Source organism: Salmonella sp. 741265073_HBA (assembly GCF_046569105.1).
Lineage (GTDB): Bacteria > Pseudomonadota > Gammaproteobacteria > Enterobacterales > Enterobacteriaceae > Salmonella > Salmonella enterica.
This window is the reverse complement of record NZ_JBKFRY010000003.1, coordinates 84,941-105,905: the sequence shown is the minus strand read 5'-3', so window position 1 is coordinate 105,905 and position 20,965 is coordinate 84,941. Positions and strand designations below refer to the sequence as shown.

The following is a 20,965-nucleotide window of genomic DNA, read 5'->3' as shown; positions in this document are numbered from 1 at the left end:
CAATAGCGGGGATTCCCCGCTATTGCCGGATATTTGCCGGATATTTATTCAAATTGCCATGCCAGATTAATCCCCACGCCATAGTTACGCCCTGGCGCTGGCTCATAATATCGGCCATTAGATTCATTAACGATCACCGAACCGATATATTCTTTATCAAATAGATTATCTACCCGCCCAAAAATATCGACGGTAAGCTGACTGTAATTAAATTTATACCCTGTATTTAGTCCAACAACGGTATACGAAGGCGCTTTAGCGGTATTTTCATCATTGGCCATGATATCGCCCATATACCGAACGTCTGTTCCGGCGTACCACCCCTCATCCGGGATAAAACCTAATGAGGCGAATCCCATATTACGGGCGATGCCGGGCATCCGGTTTCCATCACAGTTTTGCCCCTGACAAACGTTACTGCGATAGGTCGCATCCAGCCAGGTCCATGATGCTTTCACCCGCCAGTCGCCGGCGAAGCGCTGGTCCAACGCGAGTTCTGCGCCCTGGCGGCGTGTTTTACCCGCGTTTTTGTAGGTAGTGCGTCCTCCCATACTACTGGCGACAACAATTTCATCATCGGTATCGGTTTGAAATAACGCGGCGGTCAACAAGCCGTTGCCAATCCGCGTTTTACTGCCGACTTCCACCGTATCATTGGTCGACGGTTTGAGGTCAAAGTTGAACCCGCTTTGGCCGTCAGCGCGATAAGAAAGCTCATTGATAGTGGGAGTTTCAAATCCGCGACCGGCAGCAAGATAGAGATTCCAGGCGTCAGTTAACGCATATTTTAGCGATCCGGCGGGTAGCCAGTGGTGATAGCTGGCGTCGCCGCTATCATCGCCATTGCCGGGCGCGATATAGTGATCGTTAGAATCGAACCATACGGAACTGTAGCGCACGCCAGCATCCAGCGAGAGTTTTTGCGTAAGCTGCCACTGGGTTTGCAGATAAGGATCGACATTCCACATCAGGTTACGCTCATTCCGGCGTAAATCGCCTTTATGCCCGAACTCAGGGGTGCCGTTGTTGAGACGGAAGTTATTGTAACCCTTGCGGTTTTCGCTCATATTTTCATAATTTAATCCGCCAGTGAAGGTGACTGGCACACCTAATTCTCCCCGGTGAGTCCAGCGGGAATCAATGCCCTGATAGTGGCGTTGCAGTGTAATTACGCCGCCAGCCTGGGCTGGTTTTAGCTGTGCCACCAGGGGAATAGACTGGTATTGCGTGGTTTCCCGCTCTCCGGCGTAGGCCATCACGCTGATATCATCCTGCGCGCTGAGCTGACGTTCATAACGCAATCCTGCCTGAGTTTGTTTGATGGTTTTACGCGTATTGTACTGTTCAGCGCGCGGCGCCTGTTGCGGATCGGCTTTCCATTCAGATTCGGTGAGTCCGCCGGGATCGTCCGCCTTAATGTCCACACTATTAAAAATCAGCGAGAGTTTACTGACATCGTCAAGGCGCACGCCCAGTTTGGCATTAGCCAGATTTTTTTGCGCGCCGCTGTGATCGCGGTAGCCGTGGATGGTGAAACGGGTAGTCGATACCGTGTAATCCACGTCGCCTGGCTGTGTGCCGTCACCCATCGCGCCCGTGGCTTTTAGCCCATAGCGCCAGCTTCCATAACTGCCGTAGTAGCTGCTGGCCTCAAGGGTAGGCGGCTGTCTGCCGGTTTCGGTGGTGACATTTATCACGCCGCCGGAAGCATTGCCGTATAGCGCTGAGAAAGGGCCGCGTAACACTTCAACGTCTTGTATGCTGTTAATATCAATATTCGAAATCTGGCCTTGCCCATCCGGCATGGTGGCGGGAATGCCATCAACATACAGACGAATGCCGCGCACGCCAAAGGCGGAACGCGAGCCAAATCCGCGGATAGAGATTTGCAGATCCTGCGCGTAGTTCTGCCGGTTCTGCACCTGCAATCCCGGGACGCTGGTTAAAGACTCAGATAAATTGACGCGCGGCGTCGCCAGACGCATGTCTTCTCCCTCAATGACGCTAACGGCGGCAGGTGTATCGAGTTCGGATACGGTTTGCGGCGTTGCGGTGACTATCATGGTTTGTTCATTGGGCGCGCTGGCGGCCTGAAGGACCGGGGAGAAGGTCAGAGGCAATAAGAGGGCGGGATAAAGTCGCTGTCTAACGGAAATAATTTTCATGAAAATGCCGGATAAATGTAAGCGTATCAACGGAAAACGTGACATTAAGGGTAGTCAATATGTAAAGTTTTGAAATTTTAATCGCACATTAAGTTAAGAAAATGTGCGGTATTTAAGAGCCATGACATTCGCAGGCGAGGAAAAGCTCCACTTTCTGATAAATAATGATTATTATTCTCAACTTATAATAAGTGCGGAACGAAGATCCCGCGCAGCGAAGTAGTGTGAAGCAGCTATACACGTTTTTATCAAAGGGAGTCGTCATGCACTTACGTCATCTTTTTTCGCCGCGCCTGCGTGGTTCTTTATTGTTAGGTTCGCTCCTCGTCGCATCCTCATTTAGCACGCTGGCGGCGGAAGACATGCTGCGTAAAGCGGTAGGCAAAGGCGCTTATGAGATGGCCTGGAGTCAGCAAGAAAACGCGCTCTGGCTGGCTACATCGCAAAGCCGTAAACTGGATAAAGGCGGCGTAGTTTATCGTCTCGACCCGGTGACGCTGGAAATCACGCAAGCGATTCATAACGATCTCAAGCCGTTCGGCGCCACCATCAATGCCGCGACCCAAACGCTGTGGTTTGGCAATACCATTAACAGCGCAGTTACCGCGATTGATGCCAAAACGGGTGATGTAAAAGGTCGTCTGGTACTTGATGCGCGCAAACGTACTGAAGAGGTTCGTCCGTTACAGCCCCGTGAGCTGGTTGCCGATGCGGCGACCAACACGATCTACATTAGCGGTGTTGGTAAAGAGAGTGCTATTTGGGTAGTGGATGGCGAAACCATCAAACTGAAAACGACGATCGAAAATACCGGCAAAATGAGTACGGGTCTGGCGCTCGACAGTAAAGCGCAACGCCTGTACACCACCAATGCGGATGGCGAATTTATCACCATCGATACCGCCAGCAATAAAATTCTCAGTCGTAAGAAGTTGCTGGATGACGGTAAAGAACACTTCTTTATTAATCTGAGTCTCGATACCGCAGGTCATCGTGCGTTTATCACCGACTCGAAGGCGACTGAAGTTCTGGTTGTCGATACCCGTAATGGCAATATTCTTGCCAAAATCGCGGCGCCTGCCTCTTTGGCCGTCCTGTATAATCCGACACGTAACGAGGCGTATGTGACGCATCGTCAGGCAGGGCAGGTCAGCGTGATCGATGCGAAGACCTATAACGTTGTTAAAACGTTCGATACGCCGACGTACCCGAATAGTCTGGCGCTATCGGCAGATGGTAAAACGCTCTACGTCAGCGTGAAGCAGAAATCGACACGTGAGCAGGAAGCGACGCAGCCGGATGATGTTATTCGCATTGCTTTGTAAATAGGGTATGGAGGGGGAAACCCCTCCAGTCATCTCTTTAAACGCACCGATACGCCTCGCCGATAGCCTGATGATTCTGTGAGAATTACACTGCCTTTTTGCTGTAGTTAACTCATTATATTCACGAGGAAAATATGAAAAAGTTATTTATATGCTCAGGTTTGGGCATGATGTTTTTTATGCTTGCGGGTTGCACAACCAACTATGTGATGACGACGAAGAATGGGCAAACGATCGTAACTCAGGGTAAGCCGCAGTTAGATAAAGAGACGGGGATGACCAGTTATACCGATCAGGAAGGCAACCAGCGGGAAATTAACAGCAATGATGTGGCGCAGTTGATTAAGGCTGACTAAGCATTGGGCGCGATACGGTGTTGGCGGCAACGCGCATTAAACCCGGCAGGCCTGGGGCTGCCGGGGAAGGGGAGTGTTATGTCGCTGCTTCTTCTTTCAATACGACACTCTCTGTCGAATCCGCCGTCACTGGCGCAGTGCGATGGATCTCCGCCACGCGACGTCGCACGCCAAACCAGCCGGCGACCAGCAGAATAGCGATCAGCGGCAACGAGGCGATAGTGTAAGTTCCATTCGGGTAGTCAAACGCCATGAGTACCAGCACGCTTAGTAAAAACAGCAGCGTTAGCCAGGAGGTAAAAGGCGCGCCGGGCAGTTTAAAACTGACGTCTGCGGCTTTGCCTTCTTTTATCGCCTGGCGTAAACGCATCTGGCACACCATGATAAACGCCCACGACGCGATAATGCCGAGCGAGGCAAAATTAAGAACGATCTCAAACACACGGGAGGGGACCAGGTAATTCAGGAACACGCCGACCACGTAAACCACCAGAGTCGCCAGAATACCCGCATAGGGCACATGCTGTCGGCTCATTTTCGCCATGAATTTCGGCGCGGAACCCCCCATCGACATTGAACGTAAAATTCTCCCCGTACAGTAAAGCCCGGAGTTCAGGCTGGAAAGCGCGGCGGTTAACACCACGATATTCATAATACTGCCGATATAAGGCACGCCAAGTTTAGAAAAGAAGGTGACAAACGGACTTTGCCCCGCCTGATAGGCGTTCCACGGCAGCAGCAAAACCAGCAATACGACCGATCCTACATAGAAAAGACCAATACGCCAGATCACGCTATTGATGGCTTTTGGCACCATCGTCTGTGGATCTTTGCACTCCCCAGCGGCGGTACCGACCAGTTCAATCGACGCAAAAGCGAACACCACGCCCTGAATCAGTACCAGCGCGGGCAACAGGCCGTGCGGGAAAAAGCCGCCATTATCTGTAATCAGGTGAAAACCGGTGGCATTACCCTCAAGCGGTTGACCGGTACCGAGAAAAATCGTGCCTACCACCAGGAAGATAACAATGGCGAGTACTTTTATCAGCGCGAACCAGAACTCCATTTCGGCAAACCATTTTACGCCGATCATGTTCATGGTACCGACAATGGTTAACGCGCCGAGCGCGAACACCCATTGCGGAACGTCGCCAAATGCGCCCCAGTAGTGCATATATAACGCCACTGCGGTGATATCGACGATCCCGGTCATCGCCCAGTTAATAAAGTACATCCAGCCTGCGACGTAGGCCGCTTTTTCACCCAAAAATTCACGGGCGTAGGAGACGAAACTCCCGCTGGAAGGGCGATGCAATACCAGTTCGCCCAGCGCGCGTAAAATGAAAAAAGAAAAAATGCCGCATATCAGATAGACCAGCGCCAGTGCCGGTCCGGCCATTTGCAATCGGGCGCCTGCACCTAAAAATAAACCGGTGCCAATCGCGCCGCCGATAGCAATCATCTGAACCTGACGATTCCCCATCGCTTTGTGATACCCCTCTTCATGGGCGTTCAGCCAGCGTCGTTTCGCCGCATGTTGTTCTGCGGCGTGCGTAGTCTGTGTTTTCATTACGTTACCTGTTATAGCCTGTCCTGACAGAAAAATTCCTTATGCCGCGACGGGCGCTCACCAATCGATTGCCTGCAATGGCGAATGCCGCTTTTCCCTGATTCTGTGACAGGGATAAAACCGCCGGCGGAGCATCCTACCTGCAATTGTTAAATGACGCAAAACATACGGAAAGAACAAAATGAGGATGTCGAGTTTATTTGTGTGGTCAGATGTGGTGCGGTGTGGTCACGATTCAGCCAGATAAGACGCCAGCACAAATCCGCAGTGATTGCGTTGCGCAATAATTAATCAGCGTTAATCCCTGCGGGGATTTATGGTCATAGATATGACCTCGAACGGTAAACTACCTGACGATATTGCAGCAGCATAAGATAAGGCCGTTGCGCCTGTTATTCTCATTTTCTCCTGAAAATATATGCCTTTGAGCAATTTTGTTGATTGACATATCGTCATAATGAGAGAGGAGTAGGACATATAAAGGTATTGAGCAAAATTTGAAGGAGCAGGATATGCCATATACATCAGTTTCTACCTATGCCAGAGCTTTATCAGGAAATAAGCTACCTCATGTTGCTGCAGGAGATTATGAAAATAAATTATCAACAAAAATCATGAAAGGCATCTTGTATGTGCTTACAGCAGGATTAGCCTACGGATTTACAAGAGTAATTGAACATTATTGCAATGTTACGCCTAAAGTTGCGGAGTTCTGTGCCAATGCAGGGACTATCCATAATCACCTTGCAGATGCTGTACGTGATGAACAATTTATTATAGATGTCGAGCTTTCTGATGGTCGGATGTTAACATTCGAACAACTCTCGCTGATGGCTGGACGTGAGCCAATCGTCAGGATATCGGATGGCGAACATACCGTAGAGGTTAAGGGGTCCTTTGAAGATATTTGTATGAGACTGGAAGAGGGCTTTTTTGAAGCGCCAGCGTACTATCATTATGATATTGATGAAAAATATAAAACCGTCAGAGAGCGAATAGCAGAATATAATGCCTTACCTCAGGCATTAGGCGCCATTCCGAGTTTAGAACATTATATCGCTCGGGCCAGCGACATGCAGGAGGCGAAAGTGCAATGGGCGGCCGACATAAAAGATCGTTACCATAACTATTTGGACAAGTATTAAAAAGCGTTTATGTTTAGCCAGTTTTGTTAGAAATCAGATTCGCTGAGCTGGCGTTAAAAATTTTAACACGCCGCTATTTTGGCGGCGTGCCGCAAAGAGATTCTCAGAACCGATTTCCGTTTGTAGGCCAAAATCCCACGTACCTCCGGCGCTGTAGCCGGCCTGTCTTATTTTTTTCAAAAGTATCCAACGCTATTCCACGGATAGGGTATCCTGTTGCGCAGCGATATCCGCCTCAGCCTGTGTGCCGAACGCAAGCATTAATGTTAATGGAAGCCTCAGATGACCTCTTTTTTACATGCTTATTTTACGCGATTACATTGTCAGCCGTTGGGGGTTCCTACGGTTGAAGCGCTCAGGACGTTTCACTTAGCGCACAACTGCGCGATTCCTTTTGAAAATCTGGATGTGCTACTGCCTCGTGAAATACAGCTCGATGAGACGGCATTAGAGGAGAAACTGCTTTATGCCCGACGCGGTGGATACTGTTTTGAACTGAATGGCCTGTTTGAACGTGCGTTACGCGACATCGGTTTTAACGTCCGAAGCTTATTGGGGCGGGTCATTCTGTCTCATCCCGCCAGTTTACCGCCGCGCACGCACCGTTTGCTGCTGGTTGATGTTGAGGACGAGCAGTGGATCGCTGACGTGGGGTTTGGCGGCCAAACGCTAACCGCGCCGCTTCGTCTGCAGGCTGAAATTGCTCAGCAAACGCCGCATGGCGAATACCGCCTGATGCAGGAGGGGAGCACATGGATTTTACAATTCCGCCACCATGAGCACTGGCAGTCGATGTACTGTTTTGATCTGGGGGTGCAGCAGCAGAGCGATCATGTGATGGGCAATTTCTGGTCGGCTCACTGGCCGCAATCCCATTTTCGTCATCATTTGTTGATGTGCCGCCATTTGCCTGATGGCGGCAAGCTGACATTAACGAATTTCCACTTCACGCGTTACCACCAGGGACATGCCGTTGAACAGGTCAATGTACCGGATGTACCGTCGTTGTATCAGTTACTTCAGCAGCAGTTTGGTCTCGGCGTAAATGATGTAAAGCACGGTTTTACCGAGGCGGAGCTGGCCGCGGTAATGGCTGCATTTGATACCCATCCGGAGGCGGGAAAATAGTTTTTTGCCGCGAGGATTTGCGGGCCTGACAAAGATTAAAAAGTAATGGCCCATTCGGCATGAAACAGAATGACCGCCTGGCCGGAGATGGTGACGTTGTCCGGCTGGTTATCGCGAATGGTGACGGTAACATCAACAGTACCCTCTTTGCCTAAAGCGCGCCCCTGATGGCCTTGAATCTGCAGCGTTTTACCGTCATGCGCCATCAGGCCATGATGGACGAGCCATGCTCCCATCGGGCCATTGGCGTTTCCCGTTACCGGATCTTCCACAATCCCTATCGCCGGGGAAAACATTCGCCCATCGGTTTCGTTTTTTCCCGGACGAATCTGGAAAGGAAAAAAGCCGTTACAGCCAATTTGCTGGCTGATTGCCGTCAGGGCTTCCAGATTCGGAGAAAGGGCATCAATATCAACGTCTGGTTTGAGCAGGATCATCACTTTTGCATGTCCTGTTGAAGCCACCTGAATTGGCGCTCCCGGCACGATATCATCTTCAGTCAGGTTCAACGCGGTGATGATGGCAGCCCGAATCTCTCCGACTAGCGGTGGTTCAAAAGAGGGCTGACCTTGTTCCAGCGTGATGCGATAGTCATTGTGTTCGGCATGAATTTCAACGCGATGACGGCCCGCTAACGAGGTTTGCCAGACGGTGGTGTTTCCCAATCCCAGTACCGTTGCCCGAACATAATGCGCGGCCACGGTGGCATGACCACAGATGGGGACTTCTACTGTCGGTGTAAAATAGCGTATGCGCACATCACTCTCTTCGCTTTTTAGCAAAAAGGCGGTTTCCGAGTGACGAAGTTCACGGGCAATCAGCTGCATCTGCGCGTCGCTTAGCGTATCCGCATGTAAGACAACGCCAGCAGAGTTGCCGCGAAAGGGTTCGCTGGTGAAGGCGTCAACATGGTAAATCTGCGGTTTCATTGATGTTCTCCTTTGGCTGAAGAATCATCATAGCCTGTGCGTTGCCGAATGACGACGCACAGGCGTTTTTCTTTGCCCGGTAAGCGTACCCCCGGGCAAAGAGAATTAGCGGCGGGTACGAACAATCTGGTAGCGACGGGTGAAATACTCAAACGGCGCGCTCCAGACATGAACCAGACGGGTGAACGGGAAGAGCAGGAAAATAGTCATTCCCAGCACCAGATGAACGCGGAAAACAAACGCCACACCGTTCAGCATTTCCGAAGACCCGCCGCGGAAGGTGACAATACTTTGCGCCCAGCCCACCAACTTCATCATTTCGCTGCCATCCGGATATTGCGCCGAAAACGGAATGGTGCTCAGGCCAAGCAGGCACTGAATCAGCAAAATGCTCATGATGATAATATCAGGTGTAGTGGATGTCGCCCGCACACGCTGATTGGTCAGACGACGCCACAGTAATCCCGCGCCGCCGATCAACGTTAATACGCCGCACACGCCGCCGAGGATCATCGCCATCTGCTGTTTTACCGCAATCGGCAGGAACCAGGCATACATCCAGTGTGGCGTCAGCATCCCGAACAGATGGCCAAAAAAGATCCCCAGAATGCCAATATGGAACAGATTCGACCATATCACCATCCCACGCTTATCCAGCATCTGGCTGGACGACGCGCGCCAGGTATATTGTCCGTAGTCATAGCGCAGCCAACTGCCGAGGAAGAAGACCGTGGCGCAAATATAGGGGTAGATGTCGTAAAAAAAGACGTTCAGGTACTGTATCATTTCGGGCCTCCCGCGCTGACGTCGACGTACTGCGGCGCCGCGTCCTGGCTAAAGCGTCGTTGATAATGGTGTAACGGTGAACTGTCACAGGTCGTGGCGTTATCTTCGATAAACTTCACCTGCTCTTCTTCCCAGACGGCATCCAGTGCCTGACGGGTATCATCCCGCGATTCCTGAACAATCTGTTTTGTGACGCTGTCACTTGTAAGCGTACTGCCCGCCAGCGTCAGCAGGGCGTCAAACAGTTGATACCACGGCGTTCCTCGCTGTTTCAGACGACCGCCCAGTAGCGCCAGAATAGGGGCAATATTCTGTAATCCCTCGCGCGCTTCCGCTTCCGGCAACACGCTTAAGTACTCCAGATAGAGCGGCAGGTGATCCGGCAGTTCGCGGCAGTTGAGCTGCAGACCCACGGTTTCATACTGGCTTAACAAATCGACCATCGCCTGGCCGCGATCGCGGGACTCCGCATGAACATGCTCGAATAACAGCAATGAAGTGGCGCGCCCGCGGTCAAACACTTCACACCATTCTGCTTGTTTATCCAGTAACGGCGCATAAAGCAGCTCGCGAGTGAAGTCGGCCAGCATTGGCGCATCGTGTTGGATAAGGGCAAGCGCTTCATCCCGACATTCCCACAACTCGTCGTCCGGATACTCCATCAACAGGCCAATCGCTTTGAGGATTTGCATTATTCCCCCTCCGCTTTATCACGTACTTCGGTGATATTGATGGCATCAATACGGCTACTGTTGAACAGGTTGAATTTGGTATCCGAGCCGTGACAACCGTCGCCAAAAGTAAAGCCGCAGCCGTTGCGCTCCGGAAAGGCGTCGCGCGCCATTTCCCGGTGGCTGGTGGGAATGACAAAACGATCTTCATAATTGGCAATCGCCAGGTAGCGATACATCTCTTCAACCTGTTGTACGCTCAGACCGACTTCCTCAATGGCGCGGGTATCCGTCACGCCTTCAACCGTCTGCGAGCGCATGTAGTGGCGCATCGCCATCATCCGCTTTAGAGCCCGAATGACCGGACCGGTATCGCCCGCGCTGAGCATATTGGCCAGGTACTGGACTGGAATACGCAGCGTCTCCACCGCCGGCAGAATATTGCCATTGTGCGGCAACCCGCCCGCGTCGGCGTATGACTGGATGGGCGATAGCGGCGGTACGTACCAGACCATCGGCAGGGTACGGTATTCCGGGTGCAGCGGAAGCGCCAGCTTCCAGTCCATCGCCATTTTGTACACCGGCGACCGTTGGGCAGCGTCGATGACGTTTTGCGGGATGCCCTGTTTAAGCGCCTCTTCGATGACCGCCGGATCGTGCGGATCGAGAAACACATCGCACTGACGTTCATACAAATCTGTCTCGTGTTCGGTACTGGCCGCTTCTTCAATCCTGTCGGCGTCGTAGAGCAGAACGCCAAGATAACGGATGCGCCCGACGCAGGTTTCCGAACAAACGGTCGGCTGGCCGGATTCAATACGCGGATAGCAAAATATGCATTTCTCAGACTTGCCGCTCTTCCAGTTAAAGTAGATTTTTTTGTACGGGCAGCCGCTGATACACAAACGCCAGCCCCGGCATTTATCCTGGTCGATTAGCACGATGCCGTCTTCTTCACGCTTATAAATAGCGCCACTTGGGCAGGTGGCGACACAACTGGGGTTCAGGCAGTGTTCGCACAGGCGCGGCAGGTACATCATGAAGGTGTTTTCGAACTGACCGTACATCTCCTTTTGTATGTTGTCGAAGTTACGGTCGCGGGCGCGTTTTTCAAATTCGCCGCCGAGCAGCTCTTCCCAGTTTGGCCCCCAGATCACCTTGTCCATCCGTTTTCCGTCAATCAGTGAACGAGGACGGGCAGTGGGCTGATGCTTACTCTCCGGCGCATTATGTAAATGCTGATAATCGAAGGTAAAGGGTTCATAGTAATCATCGATTTGCGGAATCACCGGGTTGGCGAAAATTTTGCTAATTACCCCCATTTTGCCGCCCAGACGGGGCCTTATCTTGCCATTAACATCACGAACCCAACCGCCTTGCCACTCCTGCTGGTCTTCCCAGTTTTTGGGATAGCCGATACCCGGTTTAGTTTCGACGTTATTGAACCATGCGTATTCCATCCCTTCACGTCCGGTCCAGACGTTTTTACAGGTGACGGAGCAGGTGTGACAGCCAATACATTTATCGAGATTCAGTACCATCCCAACCTGTGAGCGTATTTTCATTTTTTCGCCTCCTGTACCTGATCCCGGCCCTCATCATCCAGCCAGCTAATGTTTTTCATTTTCCTGATCATGATGAATTCATCGCGATTCGAACCCACGGTTCCGTAATAGTTGAAGCCGTAAGCCAGTTGCGCATAGCCGCCGATCATATGCGTCGGTTTTGGACAGACCCGGGTCACGGAGTTATGGATCCCGCCGCGCATCCCGGTCACTTCCGAGCCCGGAATGTTCATAATCCGCTCCTGGGCGTGGTACATCATGGTCATACCCGGCGGAACGCGCTGGCTGACCACCGCACGAGCGGTAAGGGCGCCATTAGCGTTGAAGGCTTCAATCCAGTCGTTATCTTCAATACCCAATTCACGGGCATCGGCTTCGCTAATCCAGACAATCGGCCCGCCGCGCGACAAGGTCAGCATCAGCAGGTTTTCGCTGTAGGTGGAGTGAATTCCCCATTTCTGGTGCGGCGTCAGGAAGTTAAGCGCTTTTTCCGGGAAACCGTTGGGCGGAATTTCTCGCATTTCGCTGACGCTGCGGGTATCAATCGGCGGACGATATGCCACCAGGCTTTCGCCAAAAGCGCGCATCCACGCATGATCCTGATAGAGTTGTTGCCGCCCCGACAACGTACGCCACGGGATCAGTTCATGTACGTTGGTATACCCGGCGTTATAAGAGACATGTTCGCTTTCCAGTCCTGACCAGGTCGGGCTGGAGATAATTTTGCGCGGTTGCGCCTGGATATCACGAAAGCGAATTTTCTCATCTTCTTTATTGATGGCCAGATGGGTGTGCTCGCGCCCGGTCATCTCGCCCAACGCCTGCCAGGCTTTCACCGCCACCTGGCCGTTAGTTTCCGGCGCTAAGGCAAGAATCACTTCCGAGGCATCCAGCGCAGTGTCGATGCGCGGACGTCCTTTCGCCGGGCCATCGTGTTTGGTGTAATTGAGCTTACCGAGGAAATCGACTTCATCTTGCGTATTCCAGGCAATACCCTTACCGCCGTTGCCTAATTTATCCAGCAGGGGACCCAGCGAGGTAAAACGTTCATAGGTGGCCGGATAATCGCGTTCAACCACGACGATATTGGGGGCGGTTTTGCCCGGAATAAGTTCGCACTCGCCTTTACGCCAGTCGAGAATATCAAATGGCTGCGCCAGTTCCGCCGGGGAATCATGCTGGAGCGGGTGTAACACCACATCGGTTTCCTGTCCGAGATGTCCGACACACACTTCAGAAAAGACGCTGGCGATACCTTTGTAGATCTCCCAGTCGCTTTTGGATTCCCAGGCAGGATCGACCGCGGCGGAAAGGGGGTGGATAAACGGATGCATATCCGAGGTATTCATATCGTCTTTTTCATACCAGGTGGCAGTCGGCAAAACGATATCGGAAAACAGACAGGTACTGGACATACGGAAATCAAGCGTGACCAACAGATCGAGCTTGCCCTCAATCGCGGCGGACTGCCATTCCACCTCTTCAGGCTTAATTCCTTCGCTGGAACCCAGCGCTTCGCCCTGGATACCGCTGTCTGTGCCCAGCAGATATTTGAGCATGTACTCATGACCTTTCCCGGAGGAGCCGAGCAGGTTAGAGCGCCAGACAAATAAATTTCGCGGGTGATTATGACCACTGTCAGGCTGTTCGCAGGCAAAACGGATAGCGCCTGATTTCAACGCCTGCACGGTATAATCCGCCGCAGACAGCCCGGCTTTATCGGCGCTCGCTTTCACGCTGAGCGGGTTAAGATTAAGCTGCGGCGCCGAGGGTAGCCAGCCCATACGTTCCGCGCGCACGTTGAAATCGATCAGGTGTCCGGAAAATTTAGCCGGATCGGCCAACGGCGACAGCAACTCTTGCGCAGTCAGTTTTTCATAGCGCCACTGGCTGGCATGGTTGTAGAAAAACGAGGTACTGTTCATCTGACGCGGCGGGCGATTCCAGTCCAGCGCGAAGGCCAGCGGCAGCCAGCCGGTTTGTGGCCGCAGCTTCTCCTGGCCGACATAGTGCGCCCAGCCGCCGCCGGTTTGTCCAACACAGCCGCAGAACACCAACATGTTAATCATCCCACGGTAATTCATATCCATGTGATACCAGTGATTCACTCCCGCGCCGAGGATGATCATCGAACGACCGTGAGTTTTATGGGCGGTCTCGGCAAATTCACGCGCAATAGTTTCGATATGTCGACGCGGCACGCCGGTAATCTGTTCGCCCCAGGCCGGCGTGTAGGCTTTTACGTCGTTATAATTATTGGCGCTATGGCAGTCATCCAGACCACGATCCAGCCCATAATTCGCCAGCACCAGATCGTAAACGCTGACGACCATCCGCTCGCTACCGTCCGCCAGAGCCAGGCGTTTCACCGGTAACTGACGTACCAGCACCGGTTCCTGCCGCACGCTGCGAAAATGTGGGTTTTCGTTGCCGCCAAAATAGGGGAAAGCGACACCCGCCACATCATCATGCTGACCAAGTAAAGAGAGCGACAGTTCAGTTTCGACGCCCGCCGCCACCGGTTCCAGGTTCCATTTTCCCTTTTCGCCCCAGCGAAAACCGATAGAACCATTGGGCGCGACCAGTTCGCCCGCACTGTTGAGCGCGACGGTTTTCCATTCCGGATTATTGGCTTCTCCCAGTCCATCCACCAGATCCGATGCGCGCATCATACGCCCCGGTACATAACTGCCGTCTGCGTGCTCATCCAACAGGACCAGCATTGGCATGTCGGTATAACGGCGGCAATAGTTAAGGAAATAGTCGCTGGGATTATCGAGATGAAACTCTTTCAAAATGACGTGACCCATGGCCATCGCCAGCGCGCTGTCGGTACCTTGCTTTGGCGCCAGCCACTGATCGCACAGTTTAGCGACTTCGGAATAGTCCGGGGTGATGGCGATTGTCTTGGTGCCTTTGTAGCGCACTTCGGTAAAGAAGTGGGCGTCCGGGGTACGCGTCTGCGGCACGTTAGAGCCCCAGGCAATAATGTAGGCTGAGTTATACCAGTCGGCGGACTCCGGCACGTCAGTCTGCTCGCCCCAGGTCATTGGAGACGCGGGCGGAAGATCGCAATACCAGTCATAGAAGCTCAGACAAGTACCGCCAAGCAATGACAGATAACGTGTTCCGGCGGCGTAAGAAACCATCGACATTGCTGGAATAGGTGAAAACCCCGCCACACGATCCGGGCCATAGGTTTTGATTGTCCAGACGTTAGCGGCGGCAATGAGCTGATTCAGCTCTTTCCAGTTCGAACGAATAAAGCCGCCATGTCCGCGCACCTGTTTGTAACTTTGGCATTTTTGCGGGTCGTTCATTATAGATTCCCATGCCAGCACCGGATCGCTGTGCCGGGAAAGAGCCTCGCGCCACAGTTCTATCAGCCGCTTACGCACCAGAGGGTATTTCAGACGATTGGCGCTATAGAGATACCAGGAGTAGCTGGCGCCGCGCGGGCAGCCGCGCGGTTCATGGTTCGGTAAATCGGGACGCGTGCGCGGGTAGTCGGTTTGCTGGGTTTCCCACGTCACCAGACCGTTTTTGACATAAATTTTCCAGCTACAGGAGCCCGTGCAGTTGACGCCGTGGGTTGAGCGTACGATCTTATCAAACTGCCAGCGCTGGCGATAACTGTCTTCCCAGTCGCAGTTGGTATGCATCACCTGACCATGGCCGTCGGCAAAGGTATCGCCTTTTTGTTTAAAGTAACGAAAGCGATCCAACAGTTTACTCATGACATTTCTCCTGCTTCGATAAATTTTCCGCCATCCTGTCGATTTGGCGTTAAACCATTGCCGGATGGCCATCCTACAGGTGCGTATGTTGTTATTGTTGTTTAGGCTTACGACGCCCGTAGACCAGCCAGGTCAGCAGGACGCAAGCGATGTAAAACAGCAAAAAGATTTTCATGGCGCCCACCGGCGAGCCGGTCAAGGCCAAAGAGGTGCCAAACGCTTTTGGAATAAAGAAGCCGCCCACAGCGCCAATAGCGGAGATAAAACCGAGTGCGGCGGCGGTATCCGTCACCGCTTCGCGCTGCGCCTGCTCATCGCTCCCGCCGCGCAGTTTGACGTTGTAGAGCGTGATCTGACGAAAGATCACCGCAATCATCTGGAAGGTAGAACCGCTGCCGAGACCCGCTGTCAAAAACAGGCCCATAAAAACAAGATAGAACGCGCTAAAGCTGCCTGCGCCGGAGCCTGGCAGCGTGAGGAATAGCAGGGCGGTAAACAGCGCCATAAAGATAAAATTAATGAGCGTTACGCGAACGCCGCCGAATTTATCGGAGATCACGCCGCCTGCCGATCGCGCCAGCGCGCCGATAAAGGGGCCAAAGAACGCCAGTTGCAGAATGTTTACGTCGGGAAATTGCGTTTTGGCGAGCATGGCGAAACCTGCGGAAAAGCCGATGAATGACCCGAATGTCGCCAGGTACAGCAGGCTAAGCAGCCACAGGTGCAGGCGTTTTAGCACCGGCAATTGCGAGGCGACAGACGCTTTTGAACTGCCGATATCGTTCATACCAAACCAGGCGGCAAGCGTCGCGACAGCCAGTAACGGCACCCAGATCCAGGCGGCGTTAGTGAGGGCGAGCAGGGAGCCATCAGGTTGCGGCACGCCCCGGACGCCTAAAAAAGTAAATATCGGCAGAAAAATAACCAGCGGCGCAATCAACTGCATCACACTGACGCCAAGATTTCCCAAGCCGCCGTTAATACCCAACGCGCTACCTTGTCTGGCTTTTGGAAAGAAAAAACTGATGTTGCCCATACTGGACGCGAAGTTTGCCCCCGCAAAACCGCACAACAGAGCGATGAGCATAAATACCCCGAAAGGGGTGGCGGGATTTTGCACGGCGAATCCCAGCCAGGCGCAGGGAATAATCAATATTACGGTACTTAATACGGTCCATTTACGGCCACCAAACAGTGGTACCATAAAGGAGTAGGGAACGCGTAATATTGCGCCGGAAAGAGAAGGTAATGCGGTTAATAAAAAGAGTTGGTCGGTGGTAAAATTAAATCCAATTTTATTGAGGTTGACGGCAACAGCGCTAAACAACATCCATACGCAAAATGCCAGGAGCAAACAACTTACTGAAATCCATAAGTTTCTTCTGGCGATGCCTTTCCCTTTATTCTCCCAGAAGGCTGGATTTTCGGGTCGCCAGTCACTCAAGAGATAACGGTTATAATTCTCGTTTTGTCGTGTCATTTTACCCCTCACATGCGCATATCATTTGAAAAAAAACACAAAAAAGAGACAGAGCGTCACGCGCTCTTTTGAGAACTTATTGAAGTTTTTTTAGAATATTGAGTGAAAGAATAGATAAAAAACCAGGCCAGCGCGGCGCGAAGATGAGATATGATGTTTCTTAATTGTTACTATTTGTAAACTAAAAGTGATTTTTATTAAATTATTTGTAACTTTACGCAAAGAGTTCAAGCGTAATCATCCGATCCAGATGGTATTTAAACGCGGGATCGGCCATTTCCGGAATACCCAGCACATACATACCGTCCAGCCCGCACACCAGTGCGATAAGCCGCCAGGCGATATCCGTGGCGTTAGCAGTAAACGTAAATTCTCCTGCCTGTTTGCCCTGCTCAATAATTGTGACCGTTTCCTCATGCCACATCTGCATCGTAAGGAGATAAGCATCTCTGATGTGCGGATCCCGGTCGGCCAGAATTTGCGCCTCTCGCCACAATTTTATGTAAGGCTCAAAGCCGCCGTCTTCGCTACCCAACATAGCGTGAAGCCGTGCACGCCAGGTGGCGGGCGGCGGAACTTGCCCGGCATCAAGCAGGGTACGGATCAAATGGACAAAGGCCAGCGCTTTGAGCTCGCCCGCCGAGCTGAAGTGGTGATGCACCTGGCCGGCGGCGACATCGGCTTCTGATGCGATACGTCGCACCGTCATGGCGGTAAACCCCTCTGCCAGCGCCACGCGCATCGCCGCTTGCAGGATCACTTCGCGGCGTTCATCCCGGTTAAGGTAACTCATATTTTCCCCACATTAGCCAATGCGCGCAGTGTAACAAAAAGCTGGACATTCGTTCAACTTACCGTAGGATCCTGAAACTGGACAAGCGTCCAAATTTGAGTTTTTGAAGGGAGAGTTATGTTTCGTCAGTGGTTAACGTTAGTCATTATTGTGCTGGTCTATATTCCTGTCGCCATTGATGCCACGGTCTTGCATGTCGCCGCCCCGACACTGAGTATGACACTGGGGGCCAGCGGCAACGAGCTGCTGTGGATCATTGATATTTATTCTTTGGTCATGGCTGGCATGGTGTTGCCGATGGGCGCGCTTGGCGATCGTATCGGTTTTAAACGCCTGCTGATGCTGGGCGGGACGCTCTTTGGCCTGGCATCATTGGCGGCGGCGTTTTCGCATACCGCCAGTTGGCTTATCGCCACCAGGGTATTACTGGCTATTGGCGCGGCGATGATTGTACCGGCGACGCTGGCCGGGATACGCGCCACCTTTTGTGAAGAGAAGCATCGCAACATGGCGCTGGGCGTCTGGGCAGCGGTAGGTTCAGGCGGAGCGGCGTTTGGGCCGCTCATCGGCGGCATATTATTAGAGCATTTTTACTGGGGATCGGTTTTCCTGATCAACGTGCCGATTGTGCTGGTCGTCATGGGCTTAACCGCCCGCTATGTTCCTCGCCAGGCGGGCCATCGCGATCAACCGCTCAATCTTGGCCATGCGGTGATGCTGATTATTGCCATTTTGCTGTTGGTTTATAGCGCTAAAACCGCGCTGAAAGGACATCTGTCGCTGTGGGTCATCTCGCTTACCCTGCTTACCGGCGCGCTGCTCCTGGGACTCTTTATCCGCACACAGCTTGCGACATCGCGTCCGATGATTGATATGCGGCTATTTACCCATCGCATTATCCTGAGCGGCGTCGTGATGGCGATGACCGCGATGATCACTCTGGTGGGCTTTGAGCTGCTGATGGCGCAAGAGCTGCAGTTTGTTCACGGGCTATCGCCTTATGAGGCCGGGGTATTTATGCTGCCGGTGATGGTCGCCAGTGGATTCAGCGGGCCGATTGCGGGCGCGCTGGTCTCGCGTCTGGGACTACGGCTGGTCGCGACGGGCGGCATGGCGTTAAGCGCGCTGAGTTTTTATGGCCTGGCGATGACGGATTTCAGCACCCAGCAATGGCAGGCCTGGGGGCTGATGGCGCTGCTGGGATTTAGCGCCGCCAGCGCATTGCTGGCTTCCACGTCGGCAATTATGGCCGCTGCGCCGGCAGAAAAAGCGGCGGCGGCCGGCGCGATAGAAACGATGGCTTATGAACTGGGCGCGGGACTGGGCATTGCCATTTTCGGTCTGTTGTTAAGCCGTAGCTTCTCCGCGTCTATCCGTCTGCCTGCCGGGCTTGAGGCGCAAGAGATTGCCAGAGCGTCATCTTCAATGGGAGAAGCCGTGCAGTTGGCGAATAGCCTACCGCCCACGCAGGGGCAGGCAATACTGGACGCCGCCAGACATGCCTTTATCTGGTCGCATAGCGTGGCGTTAAGCAGCGCCGGGAGTATGCTTCTTTTGCTGGCGGTAGGGATGTGGTTCAGCCTGGCAAAAGCCCAACGCCGATAACATAACGCCTGATGAGATAAGCGCTTAATGCGCTAGCTGACAGGGGGAGTCCATCTCCTCAACTTCTTTACCGCTGAGGCGTGCGTATTGCCCTGTTAGTCGCCAGAAGGCAGGTTGGGTCTCGGTATAAATTTCCGCAGCCAGAATCAGCCGACGGCGATCAACTTCGTTCAGTTCCAGTAAGGTCCAGGGAATAAAATAGCGATCGGTATCGGTAAGCCGAAACCACAGCGGACACCCGCAGCCGGAACAGAAGTAGCGTTCGCCGCGCGAAGAGGATGAAAAGTATGGCGGTTCCGGGGAAAGGGGGGCTAGCTGTGGTTGCCCGCAGGCTTCCAGATACATGGCTATTCCACCCGACCATTTTTGACACAGCGTACAATGGCAGGCATAGACATCCAGCATTTCGACGTCAACGGTAAAATGGCTCTGTCCGCAAAGACAACGACCAGTGAACGTCTGCACGGCATACTCCTTATGACCGAGTCTACATCAAGAGAAAAAGCCAGCCCTGAAAGGACTGGCTTTGTATTCAGACTACAACAAAATTAGAACTGGTAGTTCAGACCAACAGCAACGATGTTGTCGGTAGACACTTTAGCCGCTTTGGTGAAGTCGCTGTCGTCCAGCAGGTTGATTTTGTAATCAACGAAGGTGGACATGTTTTTGTTGAAGTAGTAGGTTGCGCCAACATCGATGTACTCAACCAGATCCTGGTCGCCGTAAGTACCCAGGTTTTTACCTTTGGATTTCAGGTAAGCGATGGACGGACGCAGACCGAAATCGAACTGATACTGAGCAACCGCTTCGAAGTTCTGGGTTTTATTCGCGATAAACGCATCACCCGCTGCATCTTCACCGAAGGTGGTCATGTTCAGCGTTTCGGAGTAGGTGGTCGCCAGGTAGATGTTGTTCGCATCATATTTCAGACCAGCAGCCCAGACTTCAGCGTTTTTACCCGCAGCATTCAGGTTGCTCGCTGCTTTCACCTGGTTGTTAGTACGGTCAGACTTCGCATAGGCCGCACCTACGCCAAAACCTTCGTACTCATACGTTGCGGACAGACCGAAACCGTCGCCGTTAGACTCGTATGCGCCGTCACGGTCGTTTTTGCCCTGGTACTGCGCGGCAAAGTTCAGACCTTCAACCAGGCCAAAGAAGTCAGTGTTACGGTAGGTGGCAACACCAGTAGTACGGCCAGTCATGAAGACGTCAGTCTGAGTCCAGGTATCGCCACCAAACTCTGGCAGAACGTCGGTCCATGCGCCGATGTCGTAAGCAACGCCGTAGTTACGACCGTAGTCGAAAGAACCGTAGTCAGCGAATTTCAGACCAGCAAACGCCAGACGGGTTTTGTCTTTGTCAGCGCCCTGGCTTTCAGTACGGTTGCCTTTGAATTCATATTCCCACTGGCCAAAACCGGTTAACTGATCGTTGATCTGCGTTTCGCCTTTAAAGCCCAGACGCGCGTAAGTTTTGTCACCATCACTTCCGTTATCATCAGAGAAATAATGCTGAGCGTGAACTTTACCGTACAGATCCAGTTTATTGCCGTCTTTGTTATATACCTCGGCTGCATTTACAACGCCTGCTGCCAACAGGGAAGTCACTGCCACTGCCACTAACTTAAGTTTCATTTTAATAATCCTTATAATTTTCTTAGCGTGTTTCCTCAACCATTGTTAAACGAGGCGTTTGTCAATGGCAGAC

Annotated in this window: 16 protein-coding genes; 5 read left to right on the top strand and 11 right to left on the bottom strand. The window is 52.5% G+C overall.

Annotated features, from left to right (window positions below):
- Positions 1–44: 44 nt before the first annotated feature.
- Complete coding sequence (gene pqqU / locus ACLD3P_RS05370; RefSeq protein WP_131046324.1) at positions 45–2,165, bottom strand: TonB-dependent receptor PqqU; 2,121 nt, start codon at positions 2,163–2,165, stop codon at positions 45–47.
- 263 nt (positions 2,166–2,428) lie between these two features.
- Here pqqU and ACLD3P_RS05365 point away from each other — a divergent pair, with 263 nt between their 5' ends.
- Together ACLD3P_RS05365 and ACLD3P_RS05360 are read left to right on the top strand one after the other, a co-directional pair.
- Entirely contained in the window at positions 2,429–3,490 is a 1,062-nt protein-coding gene (locus ACLD3P_RS05365) for a YncE family protein (RefSeq protein WP_000550638.1), read from the top strand.
- Positions 3,491–3,624: 134 nt separating this feature from the next.
- Positions 3,625–3,846 (top strand): YgdI/YgdR family lipoprotein, encoded by a 222-nt coding sequence (locus ACLD3P_RS05360; protein WP_000732362.1) that lies wholly within the window; start codon positions 3,625–3,627, stop codon positions 3,844–3,846.
- A 76-nt stretch (positions 3,847–3,922) separates the two neighbouring features.
- Here ACLD3P_RS05360 and ansP read toward each other — a convergent pair whose 3' ends face one another.
- A complete protein-coding gene (gene ansP, locus ACLD3P_RS05355) occupies positions 3,923–5,416 on the bottom strand; it encodes an L-asparagine permease (RefSeq protein ID WP_000857112.1) in 1,494 nt (497 codons plus the stop codon).
- Between the two features lie 512 nt (positions 5,417–5,928).
- Here ansP and steA point away from each other — a divergent pair.
- Both steA and nhoA read left to right on the top strand, forming a co-directional pair.
- On the top strand, positions 5,929–6,561 hold the full coding sequence (gene steA / locus ACLD3P_RS05350; protein ID WP_079981193.1) for a type III secretion system effector SteA: 633 nt from the start codon (positions 5,929–5,931) through the stop codon (positions 6,559–6,561).
- 282 nt (positions 6,562–6,843) lie between these two features.
- Positions 6,844–7,689 carry an N-hydroxyarylamine O-acetyltransferase gene (gene nhoA / locus ACLD3P_RS05345; protein ID WP_411006427.1) on the top strand — a complete coding sequence of 282 codons (846 nt, stop codon included), beginning with the start codon at positions 6,844–6,846 and terminating at the stop codon, positions 7,687–7,689.
- Between the two features lie 35 nt (positions 7,690–7,724).
- Here nhoA and ACLD3P_RS05340 read toward each other — a convergent pair whose 3' ends face one another.
- The 7 genes from ACLD3P_RS05340 to ACLD3P_RS05310 form a co-directional block, all read right to left on the bottom strand.
- Positions 7,725–8,618, bottom strand: a complete 894-nt coding sequence (locus ACLD3P_RS05340) for a PhzF family isomerase (protein ID WP_000804302.1) — start codon at positions 8,616–8,618, stop codon at positions 7,725–7,727.
- 105 nt (positions 8,619–8,723) lie between these two features.
- Complete coding sequence (gene narI, locus ACLD3P_RS05335; protein WP_000617103.1) at positions 8,724–9,404, bottom strand: respiratory nitrate reductase subunit gamma; 681 nt, start codon at positions 9,402–9,404, stop codon at positions 8,724–8,726.
- Positions 9,401–10,096, bottom strand: coding sequence for a nitrate reductase molybdenum cofactor assembly chaperone (narW, locus tag ACLD3P_RS05330; RefSeq protein WP_094914165.1), 696 nt, complete (start codon positions 10,094–10,096; stop codon positions 9,401–9,403). Before narW ends, narI begins: the two co-directional genes overlap by 4 nt.
- Positions 10,096–11,640 (bottom strand): nitrate reductase subunit beta, encoded by a 1,545-nt coding sequence (gene narH / locus ACLD3P_RS05325; protein WP_000702592.1) that lies wholly within the window; start codon positions 11,638–11,640, stop codon positions 10,096–10,098. The genes narW and narH overlap by 1 nt, the downstream gene beginning before the upstream one ends.
- Positions 11,637–15,377 carry a nitrate reductase subunit alpha gene (locus ACLD3P_RS05320; RefSeq protein WP_131046326.1) on the bottom strand — a complete coding sequence of 1,247 codons (3,741 nt, stop codon included), beginning with the start codon at positions 15,375–15,377 and terminating at the stop codon, positions 11,637–11,639. The genes narH and ACLD3P_RS05320 overlap by 4 nt, the downstream gene beginning before the upstream one ends.
- 91 nt (positions 15,378–15,468) lie before the next feature.
- Positions 15,469–16,857 carry a NarK family nitrate/nitrite MFS transporter gene (locus tag ACLD3P_RS05315; protein WP_000198255.1) on the bottom strand — a complete coding sequence of 463 codons (1,389 nt, stop codon included), beginning with the start codon at positions 16,855–16,857 and terminating at the stop codon, positions 15,469–15,471.
- A 214-nt stretch (positions 16,858–17,071) separates the two neighbouring features.
- Positions 17,072–17,650: a TetR family transcriptional regulator gene (locus ACLD3P_RS05310; RefSeq protein WP_000121049.1), complete on the bottom strand. Its 579-nt coding sequence runs from the start codon at positions 17,648–17,650 to the stop codon at positions 17,072–17,074.
- 117 nt (positions 17,651–17,767) lie between these two features.
- Between ACLD3P_RS05310 and smvA the strand changes: the two genes are divergently transcribed.
- A complete protein-coding gene (smvA, locus tag ACLD3P_RS05305) occupies positions 17,768–19,255 on the top strand; it encodes a methyl viologen efflux MFS transporter SmvA (RefSeq protein ID WP_023138158.1) in 1,488 nt (495 codons plus the stop codon).
- A 24-nt stretch (positions 19,256–19,279) separates the two neighbouring features.
- On the opposite strand, the gene ACLD3P_RS05300 is transcribed toward smvA, so the two are convergent.
- Both ACLD3P_RS05300 and ompD read right to left on the bottom strand, forming a co-directional pair.
- Positions 19,280–19,660, bottom strand: a complete 381-nt coding sequence (locus ACLD3P_RS05300) for a GFA family protein (RefSeq protein WP_014343841.1) — start codon at positions 19,658–19,660, stop codon at positions 19,280–19,282.
- A 143-nt stretch (positions 19,661–19,803) separates the two neighbouring features.
- Complete coding sequence (gene ompD, locus ACLD3P_RS05295) at positions 19,804–20,892, bottom strand: porin OmpD (protein ID WP_000769035.1); 1,089 nt, start codon at positions 20,890–20,892, stop codon at positions 19,804–19,806.
- Positions 20,893–20,965 lie beyond the last annotated feature (73 nt).